Origin of the sequence: Streptomyces lusitanus (assembly GCF_042647945.1) — a bacterium.
Lineage (GTDB): Bacteria > Actinomycetota > Actinomycetes > Streptomycetales > Streptomycetaceae > Streptomyces > Streptomyces pseudogriseolus.
In genome coordinates, this window is record NZ_JBHRWL010000004.1 from 362,351 (window position 1) to 380,306 (window position 17,956).

Annotated in this window: 18 protein-coding genes; 11 read left to right on the forward strand and 7 right to left on the reverse strand. The window is 68.0% G+C overall.

What is annotated here, in order from left to right; all coding sequences use genetic code 11:
* Positions 1 to 158: 158 nt before the first annotated feature.
* On the reverse strand, positions 159 to 539 hold the full coding sequence (locus tag ACFOSY_RS08390; protein ID WP_394306102.1) for a DUF6412 domain-containing protein: 381 nt from the start codon (positions 537 to 539) through the stop codon (positions 159 to 161).
* Positions 540 to 685: 146 nt separating this feature from the next.
* Positions 686 to 1,213 (reverse strand): winged helix-turn-helix transcriptional regulator, encoded by a 528-nt coding sequence (locus ACFOSY_RS08395; RefSeq protein ID WP_394306103.1) that lies wholly within the window; start codon positions 1,211 to 1,213, stop codon positions 686 to 688.
* Between the two features lie 154 nt (positions 1,214 to 1,367).
* Between ACFOSY_RS08395 and ACFOSY_RS08400 the strand changes: the two genes are divergently transcribed.
* Together ACFOSY_RS08400 and ACFOSY_RS08405 are read left to right on the forward strand one after the other, a co-directional pair.
* Positions 1,368 to 2,837: an MFS transporter gene (locus ACFOSY_RS08400; RefSeq protein WP_394306104.1), complete on the forward strand. Its 1,470-nt coding sequence runs from the start codon at positions 1,368 to 1,370 to the stop codon at positions 2,835 to 2,837.
* A gap of 119 nt (positions 2,838 to 2,956) precedes the next feature.
* A complete protein-coding gene (locus ACFOSY_RS08405; protein WP_394306105.1) occupies positions 2,957 to 3,967 on the forward strand; it encodes an SEC-C domain-containing protein in 1,011 nt (336 codons plus the stop codon).
* A 91-nt stretch (positions 3,968 to 4,058) separates the two neighbouring features.
* Here the strand turns inward: ACFOSY_RS08405 and ACFOSY_RS08410 are convergent, their stop codons facing one another.
* A complete protein-coding gene (locus ACFOSY_RS08410; RefSeq protein WP_394306106.1) occupies positions 4,059 to 4,892 on the reverse strand; it encodes an alpha/beta fold hydrolase in 834 nt (277 codons plus the stop codon).
* A gap of 392 nt (positions 4,893 to 5,284) precedes the next feature.
* Between ACFOSY_RS08410 and ACFOSY_RS08415 the strand changes: the two genes are divergently transcribed.
* Complete coding sequence (locus ACFOSY_RS08415) at positions 5,285 to 5,719, forward strand: hypothetical protein (RefSeq protein WP_394306107.1); 435 nt, start codon at positions 5,285 to 5,287, stop codon at positions 5,717 to 5,719.
* A gap of 57 nt (positions 5,720 to 5,776) precedes the next feature.
* Entirely contained in the window at positions 5,777 to 6,175 is a 399-nt protein-coding gene (locus ACFOSY_RS08420) for a hypothetical protein (RefSeq protein ID WP_394306108.1), read from the forward strand.
* Positions 6,176 to 6,232: 57 nt separating this feature from the next.
* Here ACFOSY_RS08420 and ACFOSY_RS08425 read toward each other — a convergent pair whose 3' ends face one another.
* Positions 6,233 to 6,598 carry an iron chaperone gene (locus tag ACFOSY_RS08425; protein WP_394306109.1) on the reverse strand — a complete coding sequence of 122 codons (366 nt, stop codon included), beginning with the start codon at positions 6,596 to 6,598 and terminating at the stop codon, positions 6,233 to 6,235.
* A gap of 222 nt (positions 6,599 to 6,820) precedes the next feature.
* Here ACFOSY_RS08425 and ACFOSY_RS08430 point away from each other — a divergent pair, with 222 nt between their 5' ends.
* The 4 genes from ACFOSY_RS08430 to ACFOSY_RS08445 are packed head-to-tail and all read left to right on the forward strand — an operon-like array spanning position 6,821 to position 12,977.
* Positions 6,821 to 8,374, forward strand: a complete 1,554-nt coding sequence (locus ACFOSY_RS08430; RefSeq protein WP_394306110.1) for an ATP-binding protein — start codon at positions 6,821 to 6,823, stop codon at positions 8,372 to 8,374.
* 39 nt (positions 8,375 to 8,413) lie between these two features.
* Positions 8,414 to 11,389 carry a Z1 domain-containing protein gene (locus ACFOSY_RS08435; RefSeq protein WP_394306111.1) on the forward strand — a complete coding sequence of 992 codons (2,976 nt, stop codon included), beginning with the start codon at positions 8,414 to 8,416 and terminating at the stop codon, positions 11,387 to 11,389.
* A gap of 54 nt (positions 11,390 to 11,443) precedes the next feature.
* Positions 11,444 to 12,463 (forward strand): NaeI family type II restriction endonuclease, encoded by a 1,020-nt coding sequence (locus tag ACFOSY_RS08440; RefSeq protein ID WP_394306112.1) that lies wholly within the window; start codon positions 11,444 to 11,446, stop codon positions 12,461 to 12,463.
* Positions 12,464 to 12,521: 58 nt separating this feature from the next.
* A complete protein-coding gene (locus tag ACFOSY_RS08445) occupies positions 12,522 to 12,977 on the forward strand; it encodes a very short patch repair endonuclease (RefSeq protein WP_394306241.1) in 456 nt (151 codons plus the stop codon).
* Here ACFOSY_RS08445 and ACFOSY_RS08450 read toward each other — a convergent pair.
* Positions 12,964 to 14,193 carry a DNA cytosine methyltransferase gene (locus ACFOSY_RS08450; RefSeq protein WP_394306113.1) on the reverse strand — a complete coding sequence of 410 codons (1,230 nt, stop codon included), beginning with the start codon at positions 14,191 to 14,193 and terminating at the stop codon, positions 12,964 to 12,966. The genes ACFOSY_RS08445 and ACFOSY_RS08450 overlap by 14 nt on opposite strands.
* Before the next feature lie 161 nt (positions 14,194 to 14,354).
* On the opposite strand from ACFOSY_RS08450, the gene ACFOSY_RS08455 reads away from it, so the two are divergent.
* Positions 14,355 to 15,104 (forward strand): HNH endonuclease, encoded by a 750-nt coding sequence (locus ACFOSY_RS08455; RefSeq protein WP_394306114.1) that lies wholly within the window; start codon positions 14,355 to 14,357, stop codon positions 15,102 to 15,104.
* On the opposite strand, the gene ACFOSY_RS08460 is transcribed toward ACFOSY_RS08455, so the two are convergent.
* Positions 15,101 to 15,712, reverse strand: a complete 612-nt coding sequence (locus ACFOSY_RS08460; RefSeq protein ID WP_394306115.1) for an ATP-binding protein — start codon at positions 15,710 to 15,712, stop codon at positions 15,101 to 15,103. The genes ACFOSY_RS08455 and ACFOSY_RS08460 overlap by 4 nt on opposite strands.
* Before the next feature lie 228 nt (positions 15,713 to 15,940).
* On the opposite strand from ACFOSY_RS08460, the gene ACFOSY_RS08465 reads away from it, so the two are divergent.
* Positions 15,941 to 16,786 carry a helix-turn-helix domain-containing protein gene (locus ACFOSY_RS08465; RefSeq protein ID WP_394306116.1) on the forward strand — a complete coding sequence of 282 codons (846 nt, stop codon included), beginning with the start codon at positions 15,941 to 15,943 and terminating at the stop codon, positions 16,784 to 16,786.
* Positions 16,787 to 16,987, forward strand: a complete 201-nt coding sequence (locus ACFOSY_RS08470; protein ID WP_394306117.1) for a DUF397 domain-containing protein — start codon at positions 16,787 to 16,789, stop codon at positions 16,985 to 16,987.
* Positions 16,988 to 17,066: 79 nt separating this feature from the next.
* Here the strand turns inward: ACFOSY_RS08470 and ACFOSY_RS08475 are convergent, their stop codons facing one another.
* Entirely contained in the window at positions 17,067 to 17,603 is a 537-nt protein-coding gene (locus ACFOSY_RS08475; RefSeq protein WP_394306118.1) for a GNAT family N-acetyltransferase, read from the reverse strand.
* Positions 17,604 to 17,956 lie beyond the last annotated feature (353 nt).

The window sequence follows — 17,956 nt, forward strand, 5'->3', positions numbered from 1 at the left end:
CCCGGCGCGGCGAACGGCCGGGACGGGACGGGGAAGGTCGGCATGACGACCCGCGCGCAGGGCGTGGGGAAGGGGGGAACCGTTGAACGGGAGTCCTGTGGACGTGGGTCCTGGGGACGTGCGTCCGGTGAACGGGAGTCCCGCGAGGTGCTGCTGCCCTACGCGGCGGTCGCCGGGAGGGCGTGTCCGGGCGCTCGGGGCCGGGTGCGGCCCTTGGCGTCGGGATCTCGCTGAGGGAGGAAGGCGGTGCGCCGGTCGCGGTCGCGCAGGGCTGTGCGCACCCGGGTGGGCGGCACGGCGGGCGCGCTGCGAGCGGCGACCACGGAGCACAGGCTGAGGGCGGCCCCGGCCGCGGCGGTCGCGGCGAGGGTGACGTGGACCAGGGAGAGGCCGCCGTCGGGGGCCGGGGTCAGCAGCAAAGCGAGCTGGAGCAGCGGGAAGAGCACGGCGAGGAGGGTGCGCACGGGGCGCGGGGCGGGCCGCCCGGCGGTCGAGTGCCGTGCCGTCGTCAGCCGTGCCGTCGTCGGTCGTGCTGTCACCGGCCGTGCTGTCGTCGGCCGTGTCGTGAACCGCGTCATGGGCCGTGTCCCCCCTCTCTCCGTCTTCCCGTCTCGTACCGCGTCTCGTACCGCGTCGTGCACCGCATTGTGCCAGGCGTTCGTGTCAGCGCGGCGTGAGCCGAGCCTCAGGCGGCGTCGGCCTCCACGGGCTGAAGCAGCCGCTTGGGCTTGAGCAGCGCCCGGCTGACCGGGTCGGCCGGGTCCCGGTTGAGGTCCGGGCCCGGCACCACTTCGACGTCCGGGACGGGCACGACGGTTCCGCAGGCGGGGCATTCGCTGAACGGGCCGAGCTCGGTGCCGCAGTCGGCGTGCCGGAAGATCCGCAGCTGCCGCTTGGTGAGCTGCTCGCGTCCCCACACCCCGAGGGCGCGGAGGGTGGGCCACAGGGCGATGCCGCGGTCGGTGAGGACGTACTCGTCGCGGGGCGGGGACTCCTGGTAGCGGCGCTTCTCCAGGATGCCCTGGGCGGTGAGCGCCTGGAGGCGGGAGGCGAGCACCGCGCGCGGGATGCCGAGGTGGACGAGGAAGTCGTTGTAGCGGCGCACGCCGTAGAACGCGTCGCGGATGACGAGCAGCGTCCAGCGTTCGCCGATGACCTCCAGGGCGCTCGCGATGGAGCACTCCTGCGTCGCGTAGTCCTTGCCCAGTGCCATGCCGTCCACTGTAACCACTTTTCCCGCGGTTGGTTCAGTGACCGAACCGACAGTGTTACGGTGATCCGGTCCCGGTAGGTTCAATGAACGAACCTGCCCTCACGTCATCCCTCACCCAAGGCCCCGCCCCGATCCGCAGAGGACCGCCGACGACATGACCGCCACTCCGGCCACTCCGGCCACACCGCCGGCCACATCGGCCACTCCGGCCACTCCGGCCACATCGGCCACACCGGCCACCGCAGCCCAGGCGCGGGAGGCGACCGCGCGTACCGCCTCCGCCCCCGGTTCACCGCCGCGCCCCGGCGCCACCCTGGCCCTGACCAGCGCCGCCACAGCCGTGGCGCTGATGACGTACACCGCCCCGATCGTCACGCTGCCCGCGACCGCGGCGGCCCTGCACACCCCGCTGTCCGCGCAGGCGTGGCTGCTGAACGGCACCCCGCTGGGGCTCGCCGCGCTGCTGCTGGTGGCCGGCAGCCTCGCCGACGACTACGGCCGCCGCCGCATCTTCGTCTGGGGCACCCTGGCGCTGGGCATCACCACGGCGCTCGGCGCCCTCGCCACCGACACCTGGCTGTTCACCCTGGCCCGGATCGCGCAGGGCGCGGCCAGCGCGGCCCTGCTGGCCAGCAGCCTCGGCCTGATCGTGCACGCCTTCCCGACGCCCGCCGGACGGCTGCGGGCGACGGGCGTGTGGGGCGCGTTCGTCACCGGAGGCATCGCGGTGGGCCCGCTGCTCGCCGCCGGCATACCGAACTGGCGCGCGGTCTACGGCGTCCTCGGCGCCGCCGCGCTGGTGATCGCCCTCCTCGGCACCCGCGCGCTCACCGAGTCGCGGTCCGCGCGCGGCGGCCGGCCCGACTACGCCGGGGCCGCGACCTTCGGACCGGCGCTGGTCTCCCTGGTGGCGGCGCTCACGCTGGGCCGGGACGGCTGGCTGCGGACGCCGGTGTGGCTGCTGCTCGGCGCGACCGTCGTCCTGCTCGCCGCCTTCGTCCTGGTGGAGCGGCGCACGGCGACCCCGATGATCGACCTGTCCCTGCTCCGCCACCGCGGCTTCCTCGCCTCGTCCGTCGGCGGCCTGTTCACGGGCCTGTCGGTGATCGGCCTGTTCAGCTTCCTGCCGGCGGTGCTCCAGCGGGTGCTCGGGATGTCCGCGATGGACACGGCGCTGCTGACCCTGCTGTGGGCGGGCCTCGCCTTCGTCGTCGCGCTCCAGGCCCGCCGCCTGGCCGGCCGTGTCCCGACCCGCGTCCAGCTCGCCCTCGCCTTCGCCCTGCACGCCGTCGGCGTGATCACCATGCTCGGCGCGATCGACGCGGGCTCCACGACCCGTTTCGTCCCCGGCATGATGATCGCCGGTGTCGGCAGCGGCCTGCTCAACGCGGCGCTGCCCCTGCTCGCGGTCGAGTCGGTGCCGGCCGCCCGGGCCGCGATGGGCTCCGGCGCGCAGCAGACCCTGCGGTACATCGGCTCGTGCGCCGGCGTCTCCCTGACCATCGCGGTGGCGACGTCGTCGAGCGGCGGCCCGGCCCACGGCACGGACATCGCGATGGTGGTGTCCGCGGTGCTGGCGCTGGTCGCGGCGGTGGCGGTGCTGGGGCTGCGGGAGCGGGGGTAAGGCGGGCCGGGCCCGGTCTTCGGCCGGCCGAGAGGCGCCCGGGCCTCCTCCGGCCGTCCGCGGAGGCGAGGCCCATGGGCCCCTCACTTCTGTCACCTGTCGGCAGTACGGTGTCCCCCATGCGCCCCGACACGCCTGCCGAAAACGTCGACCACATCAACGAGGCCGCCCGTCTGGAGCGGACCGCCGACCGCTACCCCGAGGACGCCGAGGCCCTGCTCCTGCGGGCCGCCGCGCACCGGGAGCTGGCCGGCGACCGCCCGGCGGCGACGGCGCTCTACGACCGCCTGCTGGCCTCGGGCCCGGACCTGGACGACCCGTACCTGGTCCGCGCCCTGAAGGCCGCCAACCTGTGGGAGTACGGCCACGAGGCGGAGGCCCGCGCGATCATCGACGGCATCCGCATGGCGTCCCCGCGCGACCCGGCCCCCTGGGTGATCGTCGCGGAGGCGCTGGAGGCGCACGACGAGCTGGAGCAGGCGCACGAGACGTTCACCGAGGCGGTACGCCTGCTGCTGTCCGGCGTGGACGAGCCGCCGCGCGCCACGTATCCGCTGCTCTTCGGCCGCCACCGGGTGCGCAGGATGCTGGGCGCGTCGCACGACGAGTGGGACGCGCTCGCGGACTCCGTGCACAAGCTCCCCGTCGGCCTGGACGAGCTGCACGACCCCAAGCGCGTGTGGTCGCTGGGCTCGGAGAACCCTGAGGAGCTGGAGGCGGAGATCCTGCGGCTGCGCGCGGAGCTGGGCGCGTACCGGGAGGCGCTGTCCCGCCCGTTCCCGGTGGCGGTGCTGCACTGGCCGGCCGACGAGCTGACGGAGCTGACGGAGGCGTACCCGGACCTCACCGAGGAGTACCCGTCGTACGCGGCCCACCTGGAGGCGACGGAGGCGGCCCTGCGCGAACTGGCCGCCTCCGGCACGCCGAACCTGGGCATCGTGCGGGGCACGGTCCCGTCGTACGAGGCGTTCGCGGCCTCGGAGCTGGCCTCGCCGTCCGACTCCTCCCTCCTCCCTCAGTACGCGACGACGCTGGCGGCGCGGGGCCGTGCGGTGGCGTGGCCGCCGGAGCGGGCGGAGGCGTGCTGGTGCGGGTCGGGGCGGGCGTACGGGGAGTGCCACGGGGTGTAGCCCGGTTCGCGGACGCGCGCGTACGGGTGCGCCCGGCCACCGGTGGATCCGGCGGCCGGGCGCACTCGCTGTTTGCGGTGTTGCTACTGACTCACTTGGCGAGGAAGGCGAGGAGGGCGTCGGTGACCTCCTGGGCGTGGGTCCACAGCAGGCCGTGCGGGGCGCCGTCGATGACGACGTACTCGGCCTGGGGCAGGGCCCGGTGGAAGGGCTCGCCGGTGGACTCGATGGGCAGGATCCGGTCGGCGGTGCCGTGCAGGATCAGCGCCGGGACGTCGATCTTGGCCAGGTCGGCCCGGAAGTCGGTGGTCCAGGTTGCGACGGCGGCGAGGGACGCGTACGGGGAGGACCCGGCGGCCACGTTCCAGCTGTTGCGCAGGGCCTCTTCGCTGATGCGGGTGCCGAGGTTCTCGTCCAGGTTGTAGAAGTCCTGGTAGAACGCGGTGAAGTAGGCGTACCGGTCCTCGGCGACGGCCTTCTCGATGCCCGCGAAGACGGAGGCGTCGACGCCCGTGGGGTTGTCGTCCGTCTTGAGCAGGTACGGCTCGAGCGAGGCGAGGAACGCGGCCTTCGCGACGCGCTCCGACCCGTAGGTGCCGAGGTAGCGGCCGACTTCGCCGGTGCCCATGGAGAACCCGACGAGGACCGCGTCCCGCAGGTCGAGCGTCTCCATCACGGTGTTCAGGTCGGCGGCGAAGGTGTCGTAGTCGTAGCCCGTGGTGGGCTGGCTGGACTGCCCGAAGCCGCGCCGGTCGTAGGTGATGACCCGGTAGCCGGCGGCGAGCAGGGCGGCGGTCTGCTTCTCCCAGGAATGACCGTCGAGCGGGTACCCGTGGATCAGCACGACCGGCTGCCCGGCGCCGTGGTCCTCGTAGTACAGGTCGATGTTGGTGCTGTTCTCCTGACCGACGGTGATGAACGGCATGGTGTGTGCCCTTCTTCTCTGAGGTCTGTGTGCGGTGAGCACGATGAAGAAGATAGCGCGCCATTCGGTTGTGCGCAACTGGATTGCACACAACCAATTCGGCCGCGGTGCGCCGGAGACGCGTCGGACGTGTGCGGCCGGCGGCGGGGCCGTCAACAGACCTGGCAGGGTCCGCCTGGCACGCACGGATCCGACTTCGCCGGCCGCCCCCTCACGCACACCTACGACGGCCTCGACCGCCGCGCGGCCCACACGGCCGGCATGACCCCCACCGACGCGACCACTGCGCGGATCCACCGCGGCACCTGCGGGAGCGCCTGTCACTCAGGGAACCGTTCTGCCATTCTGGGTCCGACCGTTCAGGGATAGCGCAACATTACGGGGCCGAACTGATGCAGTTCATTGGATTCTTTCGAGAGCTGACGAACGGAAATGCCGACGTCTACAAGGACGGTATCCCGTCGCCAGGTTCAGGAGTGAACTACCCGAGTGCCGAGGTCAGCCGGTACCTCAGGTCCGGCTACCCGGTTCTCGACGTAATGGAACTGACGACGGACATGATCGGTGGTTCTTTCCGAGTCCCGGGAGGATCGTCCGTGCTGACCGACGGGTCCCACGCTTGGCGACTGGACCTCGCTTCATACGTGCAGTATCACCGCATCCAACTCCCTCAGGATTTCGTGAACTTCATACGCGATCACAGGTATCGCATCCCCGCTGTGAAGCAGGAGACCCTGGTGGAGATTTCGGTAACGGTTGCTCGCGAACTGAACTTCCGCACCGACCCGGCGGCCGGCCCCAGGTCGAGCGCGACGGTACGGCCGTGACACGGCCCGTCGCATCCGCGAACCCCAGGCCGCCCATAGCGCAGAACAGGTATAGACATGTCGAAGCGAAGCGCCCTCGCGGCACGCACCTTGAGTAGGTTCGGTGAGCTGGAATGGTACGGGCTGTCAGCGGAGTCGAACCCTGTTCACGGCTACCTTCAGGTGCCACTCATGAAATGGCGTTTCAAGGCACGCAGTGAGCGAACAGCGCAACTGATACGCGAATCGGTGCGAGCATCCTCCACTCAAGTGGAATGGACCCTCGACACGTCAAGGAGGAACTGGGTGTTGCTACCCAGTAGGGTTTCGAACGAAGCACGGGGACTTGCGAACCCTGCCTTCTCGAAGGCGCTCGAGCTCATCATCACCCAGGACCAAGAGTTCTGCAGGCGGGCGCTGGCAGATTTCGAGCGCATCATTTCCGACCTGCGGGAGGTCTCAATCCCGGAGATCTGAACGGGTGCTTTGCGCCTGAGACGCGAGGGGTGGCAGGGCGCGGGGGCGGCGGCATTGCTAACAGATCTGGCCGGGGGCCGCCGCGGTGGCCCGCAACAGGTCGCGGACCAGATCGAGGTCGACGCGCTCGGGCTTACGGAAGCGGAGGCAGCCCTTGCCCATGTCCTGGCCGGCCAGCCGCTCGGCGAAGGCGTCCCGGACGTCGGCGCGCATCAGATAGACGGAGATGTACTGCTTCTGACTCGCGAAGGCGATCTCGGCGACTCCGTCCCGCTCGTACGCGGGCATCCCGTAGGCCATGACCTCGGTGAACCCCTTGAGCTCGGCCCGGCACAGCTCACGCAGCCGCGTCAGGACGGCCTTGCGGTCGTCGGAGACCTCGGCGAGGTAGGCGTCGACGTCGGTCGCGTTGCTTTGCACCATGAGGTGAAGCTTAGGCCGACATGACCGCCCCGGCTCCGCCTCACTTCATGCGGTGAAAGCGCAGGACGGAGCACCTCACGGTGGCAAATTCGGGACTAATCACCCCACTTCATGGCTCGGCAGCTTCAATGTCCGACCTTTGCAGTACCGTCACACGAACCAACCGAAGCGGAGGGCCGTCATGCGCTGACAAGGCCCAGACCTGTGTATTTGAGGAAGCCCATGCCCTACGAGCCCGGCACTGTCTGGCAGTACGAGGTCCCCACCACCGGCAGCACGCATCTGCCGCCAGACGCCGGCTACGGCAAGGCCCTGACGAATCAGGGCTACGGCTTCGAGGTCGCCATCGCCGACCTGGTCGACAACTCGATCGACGCCGGGGCCGACAAGATAGTCGTGCACTTCCTGCGCGATGCCGAGCGCATCCTCACCCTCCTGGTCATCGACAACGGCAAGGGCATGGACGACGTGGGCCTGGACGCGGCCATGACGGTAGGGCGCCGCCGTGACTACGGGGACGACGCCCTCGGCATGTACGGAACGGGGCTGAAAGCGGCCTCGCTCTCCCACGCGGCTTCCCTCACCGTCGTCAGCCGCACCAAGCGCAGCCGCGCCGCCGGGCGACGCCTCACGGCTGAGGGCATCGAGGACAGCTTCCGATGCGACACGGTTGATCCACGCTACGCGCAGGAACTCGTGGACCGGTACGACGGCGTCATCGAGTGGCAGGGCACGATCGTGCGCTGGGACCAGGTGCGCGTCTTCGAGACCGTGACGACTGGCCAGAGCGACCACTTCCTGTCGAAGGCCATCGCGCGCCTCGAAACTCACCTGGGTCTTTACCTGCACCGCTTCCTGCAGAACGGCCTCAACCTCGACATCGCCGTGTGGGACATCAGCAGTTCCGAGGGGGAACTCGGCGAGGAAGTGGACCACATCGCCGTCCAGGCGCTGGATCCCTTTGGGTACAAGGTGCCCGGAAAGGCGCGCTACCCGCGTACGTTCACCGCTCCCGTCGAGGGTCTGGGCGACATCCAGCTGACCGCGCACATCTGGCCCGCGAAGTCGAAGCAGGCGGGGTTCCGGCAGATCGGCTCGCTCACTGACCGGCAGGGGTTCTACTTCTACCGCAACAACCGCCTCGTCCAAGCGGGCGGCTGGAACGGCCTGCGCAATCCCGAGGGCCATCTCGCGCTCGCCCGCGTGGAAGTCGACCTGCCCGCCCACAGCAACAGCGTTCTGAGCCTGGACGTCAAGAAGGAGAGCGTCACCGTTACGCCTGCCTTCACGCTCGGCGTGGAGAAGGCGGTGGATGCAGACGGCCACACCTTCCACCAGTACCTCAGCGACGCTGAAGCCACCTACCGGGAAGGGGCCAAGCGCAACGAGATCGTGCGCAAGGCCGTGACGCCTCCGGGCAAGGGCATGGACCCGAAGATCAAGCGCGTCATCAAAGAGGAACTCCCTGAGAAGCCGGGTGAAGAGCCGATCGCCTTCACCTGGGCCGCACTGCCGGCGGACAAGTTCTTCGACCTCGACCGCGAGAACAACGTCGTCCTGCTCAACAGGTCCTTCCGCAACGACTTCAACGACGGGAGGCGCGGCGGAAGTAACGACGCACCTGTGACAAAGACACTTCTGTACCTGCTGCTTGAGGACTGTTTCGGGCTCGGCCGCTGGGAGCGAGGCCGGCAGGACCGGATGGACTACTGGAACACCATTCTGCTGGCCGCTGCAGGCGCGCACCGAGAGCGCCGTACGCAGACAGATGACTGATCCAGTACCACTCTTACGACAGTCCTGACTGGGGGGATTATGACCACCACTTCTTCCGCCGTGCTGCTCGACATTCACACCTCTGCGCTGGCCGGAATGGGCAGCCTGCCGCGCACTTTCGCCTCTTGGGCCAAGCTCGCCGCTGAGGTGTACCCGGACGCGGATCTGAGCGAGGAACTGTTCCGCTCGTGTCTCCTCAACGGGGACGAAGCGCTGACCGCCCTGTGGAGCCGACACCTGACTGCCTGGGACTTCGCCGAGAACCCGCCCTGGGGGAGCAGCACTCCTGCCCGCACGGACGAGCGGCGTGCCGTGATCTACGAGCACCTGGGATTCGGCAGCGACGTCTGCAAGGCGCTGGACCAGGCCGTGCCCGTGGCGAAGGTGCCGGGAGCAACGGTGATCACCCGGGAGTTCACTCCCTGGTACACCGCTGAACGCGCAGCCGCCAGGAGCTTCTACTGGACAGCTCACGAACGCAAGCTTCGTGAGAAGGGCTGGTCCGAAGCGGCCATCGCCAGCCTGGACCAGGCGAGCCGGGCGGTCGTCGAGCGCCTCGCCGATCCAGAACAGTCGGCGGCCCGACAGGCGAAGGGCCTGGTGGTGGGCTACGTCCAGTCCGGCAAGACAGCAAACTTCACCGGGGTGGCCGCCAAGGCGATCGACGCCGGGTACCGCCTGGTCATCGTGCTGGGCGGCACTCTCAACCTGCTGCGTGCCCAGACACAGCGGCGCCTGGACATGGAGCTGATCGGCCAGGAGAACATCCTGCGTGGCGCCGACGTCTCGGACAGGGACTCCCTCGTGGGCGTGGACTACGTAGGCGATGACGAGGGCTGGCCGGACTTCGTCCGCCACGGTGCCCGCCCCTCCACGCTCGGCGCCTTCGACATCGAGCGCCTGACGACTCGTGACAACGACTACAAGAGCCTGGCGCAAGGCATCCGCGCGCTGGAGTTCGAGAAGCGCGTCCCGACTCAGCCGCTGCATGATCCGGCGAACCTGCACCATGCCGCGGCGCGGATTCTTGTGGTGAAGAAGAACAAGAGCGTCCTTACCAAACTGGTCAAGGACCTCAAGCAGATCCACGGCATCCTGGGTGAACTGCCGGCCCTCATCATCGACGACGAGTCCGACCAGGCGTCCGTCAACACCTCCGACCCCAAGAAGTGGGAGCGGGGATCCACCGAACGCACTGCGATCAACGGCTTGATCTCCAAGTTGCTCGGGCTGCTGCCGCGTGCCCAGTACGTCGGCTACACCGCGACACCGTTCGCCAACGTCTTCATCGACCCCGGTGACGACATGGACATCTTCCCCAGCGACTTCCTGATTTCATTGCCCCGGCCGGCCGGGTACATGGGAGTCCAGGACTTCCACGACCTGAACTCCCCCGTGCCCGCCGACCAGCGCACGTACGCCAACTCTCAGGAGAAGGCGCACGTGCGAGGGGTCTACGACTCGACTGGTGACAGACTCCAGGAAGCGATGGACGCCTTCGTGCTGTCCGGCGCTCTTAAGCTCTACCGGGCGGATCACGGTGTGCCTGACGCGGCCTTCCGGCACCACACCATGCTCGCCCACCAGTCAGTGCGGCAGGACGACCACGCTGATCTGGCGCTGCGCATCAACACCATGTGGCACCAGGCGGGTTACAGCTCCACCGCGGGACATGAACGTCTCGCAGCGCTCTGGGAGAGCGACTTCGGCCCGGTCAGTGCAGCCCAGGCGAGCGACCTGCCTTCGCCGGCCTCCTACGAGGAGTTGCGGCCCTATGTCCATGCCGCACGGCAGCGCATCGGCAGCGGAGGCCAGCCGGTCATCGTGGTGAACGGAGACACCGACCGGTACTTCGCCCAGCTTGACCTTGATTTCGACCGGACTCCGAACGTCTGGAAGATCCTTGTGGGCGGCACCAAGCTGTCCCGCGGCTTCACGGTCGAGGGCCTGACCGTCACCTACTACCGCCGCACCACCCAGCAGGCCGACACACTCATGCAGATGGGACGCTGGTTCGGCTTCCGCCCCGGGTACCGAGACCTCGTCCGGCTCTACATCGGCCGTGAGGAGCCGTTCGGCCGTGACAAGTACGTCGATCTCTATGAGGCGTACGAGGCCGTCTGCCGGGATGAGGAGACGTTCCGCGAGCAGCTGGCGCAGTACGCCGTGCTCGTCGACGGCAAGCCTCAGGTCACCCCTGTCCAGATCCCGCCGCTCGTGGCGCAGCACCTGCCCTGGCTCAAGCCCTCGGCACGCAACAAGATGTTCAACGCCGAGCTGGTGGAGATCCGCTCTCCCGGCCGCCCGATCGAGCCTGCCTCGTACCCCCTGTCAGGCTCGGTGACCAAGCGCAATACCGAGCACTGGCTGCCGCTGCTGCGCGCACTGGCCCCAGAGCCCGTGCCGTTCAACAACCCGCCGGACAACTCAAGCCCCCTCTCGCGCACCTTCACAGCGCTCACTGGCACCGTTACCCACGGCGACCTGCTGAGTGTGCTGTGCAAGCTCGAGTGGGAGCGGCCCAAGTACTTCGACCCGCACCTGACCTACCTGCAGCAGCTCGACGGCACCCTCGCACGGGTGGATGACTGGCTGCTTATCTCGCCCCGGCTGGCCTCTGAGAACCGCATTGAGGCGAGCGTCCTCGGCTCAGCCCCGCTGTCTCTCGTCCGACGGAGCATCCAGGCCGGCAAGAGCAGCTTCGGCCGCATTGCCAGCGTTGAGCACCGGACCGCAGCTCAGCGGCTCATCGATGAAGCCGCTGCCGGGGGCAGCTCTCTCGTCAGGCCGAGGACGGGCGTGGCTCTGCTCTACCCCGTCGTGGAGGGCAGCAGCCAGGAACACGTCCAGGCCGCGGTCCACAACGGCGTCGCCGATCCGTCGAGGATCGTGATGGCTTTCACCCTGATTCCGCCGCGGTCGGCCGCCAGTGGCGACCGGCGCCTAGTCCGCTTCCGAGCCAAGAACTCCCGCCTGGAGGGGGAGCCCACGGTTCCTTCGGGGCCCTCCTCGTAGGCGGCACGCACCCAAACAATCAAACAAGACCAGAGAAGACGAACAGGACGGACCTTGCTGCCCTTCGACGAAGACGTCACCGCCCAAGCAGCGGCCCGCATTGCGAGGCAGGATGCGCTGGAGCAGGACCTCGACGTGCAAAAGGTGGCTGATCACATCCTCTCCCTTGATCCGGACGGGAAGAGGTTCGGCGCAGTTCTCCGGGACACCATCGACCAACTACTGAACGGTGAGGTGACCGGCAGATACGCCTGGGATCAGCTGTTCAAAACGGAGAAGACCCACGCAGGCACTCTCGTTGAGATCAACCTGCAACGCGAGTTCAAATTCTGCGACGGTGGCGACGTGGGTAACGGCGGCGACAAGCACCCCATGGACTATCGCATCTGCGACGTTGACGTGGACTGCAAGTTCTCGCAGAGCTTCGGCGGGTGGATGATCCCTCCGGAAGCCATGCATTATCTCTGCCTGCTGGTCTGGGCGGATGACAGCAAGAGCAAGTGGAGCGCAGGGGTGTTCCGAGTGCGCAAGGAGTATCTCAACAGTGGCAGCAACCGCGACAAGAAGCTGACACTGAAAGCCGAGCACCGGGAAGACGCGGTGCACTGGATCTGGCGCGACGCGGAGCTTCCTGAGAACGTCCTGCTGCATTTGCCAGAGGCCACACGCACCGCCATTCTCAGCGAGAAGTCCGGCCAGAAGCGTGTCATTGAGCTGTTCCGCAGAGTCCAGAACCGTCGCATCGGACGGGGAACAGTCCGGACGGCGGCCCAGCAGCTCGATTACATGGCACGACTGCGGGAAGGTGAGGGCCGAGCGCGGACGGTTCTCCGCCAGGAGGGCATCGTCATAGCCGGCCCGTACACCAAGCACCGTGACATCGCCAGGCAGGTCGGAGCCGTGGTTCCCCAGCGTGGTGAGTTCGTCAGCTTCCGGGTAGCCGAGGCCATGCCGCATCATGGCGACCGTCCACGTGTCGAGCTGGAGGGCCGCGAATGGGTCCTCGCGGATCCCAGCGACCCCGTGGTCACAGCACCTCGTCTACCCAAGGTCGTCGGTGAAGAAGAAGCGTGATCAGCAAGACACTGACCGGGACACCACTGCTGCCGTCACGGTCAGCAAGGAGGTCTGGGTGCCGCCCGCCGGTTCCTGGGCCTCCTCCGCGGCCCGGCGGCGCAACATGCAGGCCATCCGCAGCCGGGACACCACACCCGAAAAGCTGATCAGGCGGCTGGTTCATGCGCAGGGACTGCGCTACCGCGTGGCAGCGAGGCCGCTGCCCGACCTTCGCCGGACGGCTGACATGGTCTTCCGTCCGGCGAAGTTGGCCGTCTTTATCGACGGCTGCTACTGGCACGGATGCCCTGAGCACTACGTCCCGCCGAAGACCAACGAGGGCTATTGGTCGGACAAGGTCGCTCGGAACGTGGCCCGCGACCGGGACACCGACCAGCGCCTGGCAGAGGCAGGCTGGACGGTGCTCCGGTTCTGGGAGCACGAGGCGTCAGAGGAGTGCGCCGCACGCATCGCTGCGGAGGTCGGAAAGCGTCGCAGCCAGGGCAAGCAGGCGAGGCCTAAGCAGACTTAGCCTCGGCGCGGTCACGCTCCTGTGCTGCCCTGAGCACATCGGCGATCGACTGCCCCACGGCCCTGGCCACGGGCGGCGGGAACGCATTACCGACCTGCCGGTACTGCGCCGTCTTCCCGCCGAAGAAGTCCCACTCCCTCGGGAAGCCCTGGACGATGGCTGCCTGCCGCACCGTAAGCATCGGCCCGTCGGGGCGGAAGAGATCACGGTCTTCGGTGTGCTTCTTCTCGCAGGTCTCGATGTCGTTGGCGACGCCCAGGCCGGAGATGCCGAGCTGACGCCAGGCCTCCTTCGCGCGGCTCGGCCCCAGGTCTGCGCCGCCATGCTTCTTGGATCCTCCTACGAGAGTCGGGGCGATTCCGCCGCCCTTTCCCTTCAGCTCGGCGTCTCGTTTTTGCGCCTTGTGAAGCCACTTTTCGTATGCTTCACGGGCTCGCTGTGCATGAATTCCTTCGAAATACCGCGAGTACCGCTCCAGCATCGAAGGCTGAAGCGCTGCAGCCACACTCACCGGCTCCTCGAGCGTCGGTGTCGGCCACTCGTACTTCAAATCCTTGATGATGTCCTCACGGAAGGCCACGAGGATGGCGCGCGGTCTGAGCTGCGGCACTCCGAAGTCGCTGGCCTCGAGGACCCCCCACTTCGCGACCGTGTAGCCGAGACCGGGGTCCTTGGCCATCTGGCCGTCGTCGCCTCGGTACTCGCCACCCTGCAGCCGGGCCGTGATCCAGTCCCGGTAGTCCGAGAACTTGGGGTCCATGATCCCGCGCACGTTTTCAATCATGACGGCGCGGGGATTGAGGATTTCGACCAATTCGAGCATGCGCGGGAAAAGATCCCGCTCGTCATCCTTGCCGAGTTGCTTGCCGGCGTGAGAGAAGGGCGGGCAGGGCACGCCACCCGCCAGCAGATCGAGGCCTCGCATCCGCAGCAGCTCGGCACTCTTCTTGACGTCCCGGTAAGGGTCGAACTCTTTGACGTCACCGGCCAGAACGTCGCAGTGTTCCCGCTCCCAGGCCCACACCTCATGATCTTCGATGTTCAGCTTGAGCGTCTCGACCGCATGGGCGTCGATCTCGACCAAGGCCAAGTGTCCGAAGCCCGCCTGATGGAGACCGATGGCCTGACCTCCAGCCCCAGCGCAGATCTCGATCGAAGTGAGCTGAGGCTCCATCGGCGTCGCCTGGACGCCGTGAGCTTCCTTCGTGTGGGTCATGCCCCCTCCTTACAGCCGTGCAGCGGCAGACACATCTTGCAATCCACCATCACTGAGGGTGACAGACCCCACTGACAACGAGACCTGACCAAGTGTGCAGCACGCCTCGCCGTTCCCGGAACGCACCCTCCGCCACGCCGAACACTCATACGATATTGCCCATGCGGATACCTGCCTGGACCGAGGACGAACTTGTGCTTGCGGGCGCCCTGGTCGTGAAGAACGGCTGGCGCGAGCTGAGGACCGGGGAGCCCGAGGTCCAGGAACTGTCTGACCTGCTCCGCTCGCTGCCCCTCCACGCCCCGGAGGCCCGCAGCGTTCCCAGCTTCCGGTCGCCGGACAGTGTGAGCCGTAAGACGACGGACTTCATGACCAACCACCCGTCCTACACCGGTAAGGCCACACGGTGCGGGAAACCCACCCTGCTGATGATCCAAGCCTTCACCGAGCGGGAGACGGAGATGTGTCTCGCCGCGGAGGCCCTCAGGGATGCCATTGGCTCTGGCGAGCTGTACCGCATTCCGCCCCAGCCCGAGGAGGTGGACGAGACGGGCGCGTCGGCGATCGAAGGCCGCCTTCTCGTCCGGCGGGCGCTCGCACGTGAGCGTGACCCCAAGCTGCGCGCCCGCAAGATCGGACAAGCGCGAGGGCAAGGACTCCCCCTGCGATGTGAGGTTTGCGCCTTCGACTTCGCCCAAGCGTACGGAGACCTCGGGGACGGTTACATCGAGGTGCATCACATCACTCCTCTTCATGTCTCCGGAGTCAGGGAGACGAAGCTGGACGACCTCGCGTGCCTGTGCGCTAACTGCCACCGCATGTGTCACAGAATCCGCCCAGGAGAATCCTGGCGTACGCCGGATGCGCTCCGTGAGCTGATGCGCAAGCCCACCGGGGATGCCGTCCACTAGGCGGCCTCCGCTTCAGCCTCATAGTGCATCTGCGCCCGGTCCAGAACGTCGTCCGGGTCCAGGCCGCGCGCGCTGGTCCAGTGCAGCAGGTCAGCGATCAGCTCGACGGCTGACTCCGCAAGGACGGCGTCGCACTGGCCCTGCGGAAGCGTCCCGCTGCGCGCCCGGTAGCTCTCCAGTGCGTCGGCGGCGCGCTCCATGCGAAGGCAGCCGACGTCCTGACCAAGTTCGATCTCGCACCACACCGCTTTGCCGATGGCCGTGGCCACCGCTCCCCAGTCCACGGCCATCGCAGCCAGCATGTGCAGGCCACGGCCGCATTCGGCGTCGCAGTCGGCAGCACGCAGCGAAGGCAGCGATCTGGCCTTGTCATGCATCTCGACTCGCAGCCGCTCACGCTTCCGCTCGAGGATTAGCGTCGCCGCAGAGCCCTCACCGACGTGCTTGATGACGTTCGTCGCCAGCTCCGTCACGACGAGCTGCGCCGCATCTCCGGCGGCCGGCACGCCCCACTGGCTCAGCTGGGCGGCCGCCGCCCTCCGCAGCAGACGGACTTCGCTGGGCAGCGCTTCGAAGGGCAGCACACATCGGCGCTGCACGCTCTCCATGTAAGTCCCGGACACAGCAAGTCTCCCTCCCGCGCCACTTGCCGAGTACGCATCGTGCCGATCCAGATGCGTTGCGTGGCGGTGCGTTACCGAGAATGGCACAGAGAACTCTCACCGTGTAACTTCTCACGAGCCTCGATCGGGTGAATCTGTGCGTGGTGCGGGCCTGGCCTCCCTAGCCTGTTCTCGCCCCGAACGGCCGCCTGGCCTATGCCTCAGAGGAGTTCCATGTCCGGAAGGACCACAACCCGCCGCCGCCAACTGGGCTCAACGCTGCGCAAGTTGCGCGCCCGCAGCGGCATGACGCTTGAGGAGGCCGGACGGCTGGTCGGTGTATCAAAGGCCACGGTCAGCCGTTACGAGACGCAGGCCGGACCGGTGAAGTGGATCGTCGTCGACGCCCTGTGCCGTGAGTACGGAGCGACGGACGCCGAGCGGGAGGCCGTCGTCAGACTGGCCAAGGACGCCAAGCAGCAGGGCTGGTGGAGTTCCTTCTCCGACTCCATCCCGGAGAGCATGAACCTGCTGCTCACGCTGGAGGATGAGGCCGTACGGGAGGATCACTTCTCCTGCGTGTACGTCCCCGGTCTTCTGCAGACCCGCGCGTACAGCACCGCTCTGCAGAAGGCTAACGAGATCCCGCTGGCGCCGGCGGAGATCGAGCGGCTCGTCGACATCCGCATGAAGCGGCAGGAGATCCTCACCCGTCCCGACCCGCCGCGGCTGTGGGCGATCCTCGACGAGTCCGTCATCCGCCGTGTCGTCGGATCGCCGGAGACCATGAAGGAACAGCTGGAGCGGCTGCTCGAGGCGAACGAGTCCCTGCACATCACGCTTCAGGTGCTGCCGTTCTCCAAGGGCGCCCACTCCGCCGCGCTCGGCAGTTTCGTCATCCTCGGCGGCCCCGAGTCGGCTCTCGACGTCGTGTACGTCGACTTCCACACCGGCTCGCTCTTCCTGGAGAAGGAAGAGGAACTGCACCGATACAGGGTTGCGTTCGAGTACCTCCGCGCACAAGCGTTGGACATGGAGGCGTCGTCTTCCCTGATCCAGCGCGTTTACGAGGAGCTGTGAATGTCAGTCGGCCAGCCGCCCGCTCATCGGCCCAAGTGGTTCAAGTCGTCCTACAGCGGCGGCAACGCGACTGAGTGCCTGGAGGCGGCCTACACGCCCGACGGTGTCCTCATAAGAGATTCAAAGCGGTCGTCGGGGCCGCGCCTTGAACTGTCCCGGCGTGCCTGGGCGCACTTTGTGGCGGGCGTGCCTGCGCGGTGACCGCGCCACGCGTACCGGCTCAGAGGGATGTGCAGTCCCGTCCGTGTCAATGCTGACGGAGTCGCAGTACCGGCAGGTGTTAGCCCACCCCCACCCCCTCCCACTCCCCCGCCACCAGCCCCAACACCACCTCGTCCATGAACTCCCCCAACACCCACGCCGACGAGCGCAGCACCCCCTCGCGGACGAAGCCGTTGCGTTCGGCGGCGCGGATCATGCCCTCGTTGTCCGCGAGGGTCTCGATCTGGAGGCGCTGGAGGCCACGTACGACGAAGCCGTAGTGGCAGAGCGTCGCCACGACGTCCGTGCCGTAGCCCTTGCCGCGGGCGGCGGGGAGCAGGCCGATGCCGATGTGGGCGTTACGGTTGTGGGTGTCGATGCCCCACAGGTTCGCCGTGCCGATGAGGGTGCCGCCGTCGAGCTCCACCACGGAGAAGGGCGCGAGGTTGTCCGGGGGGTTGTCGACGGCGAGCCGCGGGTCCTTCGCCGTGACCGGCCGCCACGGGCCGCCCTCGGCGCGCGCCGCGTTGACCACGTCGTTGTAAAGCTCGGCCCGCAGCACCGGTATGTCGTCCTCGTGCCGGTCCCGGAGGCCGACCCTGGTTCCCCTCAGCATGCCGCCCTTCCTATCCGCGCGTGCCGCCCGGCGGCAATCGATTAAGAGATCCCGCGCGGACAGGCGGGAGTTCTGCCCCCCCAGACCCGACGGAACCGACGGGACAAACGGAACTGACGGGACCGACGGACCCCGCCGGCGCCGGCTCGGCCGGGCGTGACGAGGGCGGGGCAGGGGCCGGGTGTGATGCGGGGGGGGTGGCGGGCGCCCGGTACGTCCGCGGCGCAGTGACGCCGAAGGATCACCTACCGCCTGCTCCGGTAGCATCGGCGGCATGTCTGCTGCCTCGTGCGCGGCCTGTGCCGCGGTGACGAGGACGCTCCGCTAGCGGCGGGGCGTTCCTCTCACTTCCG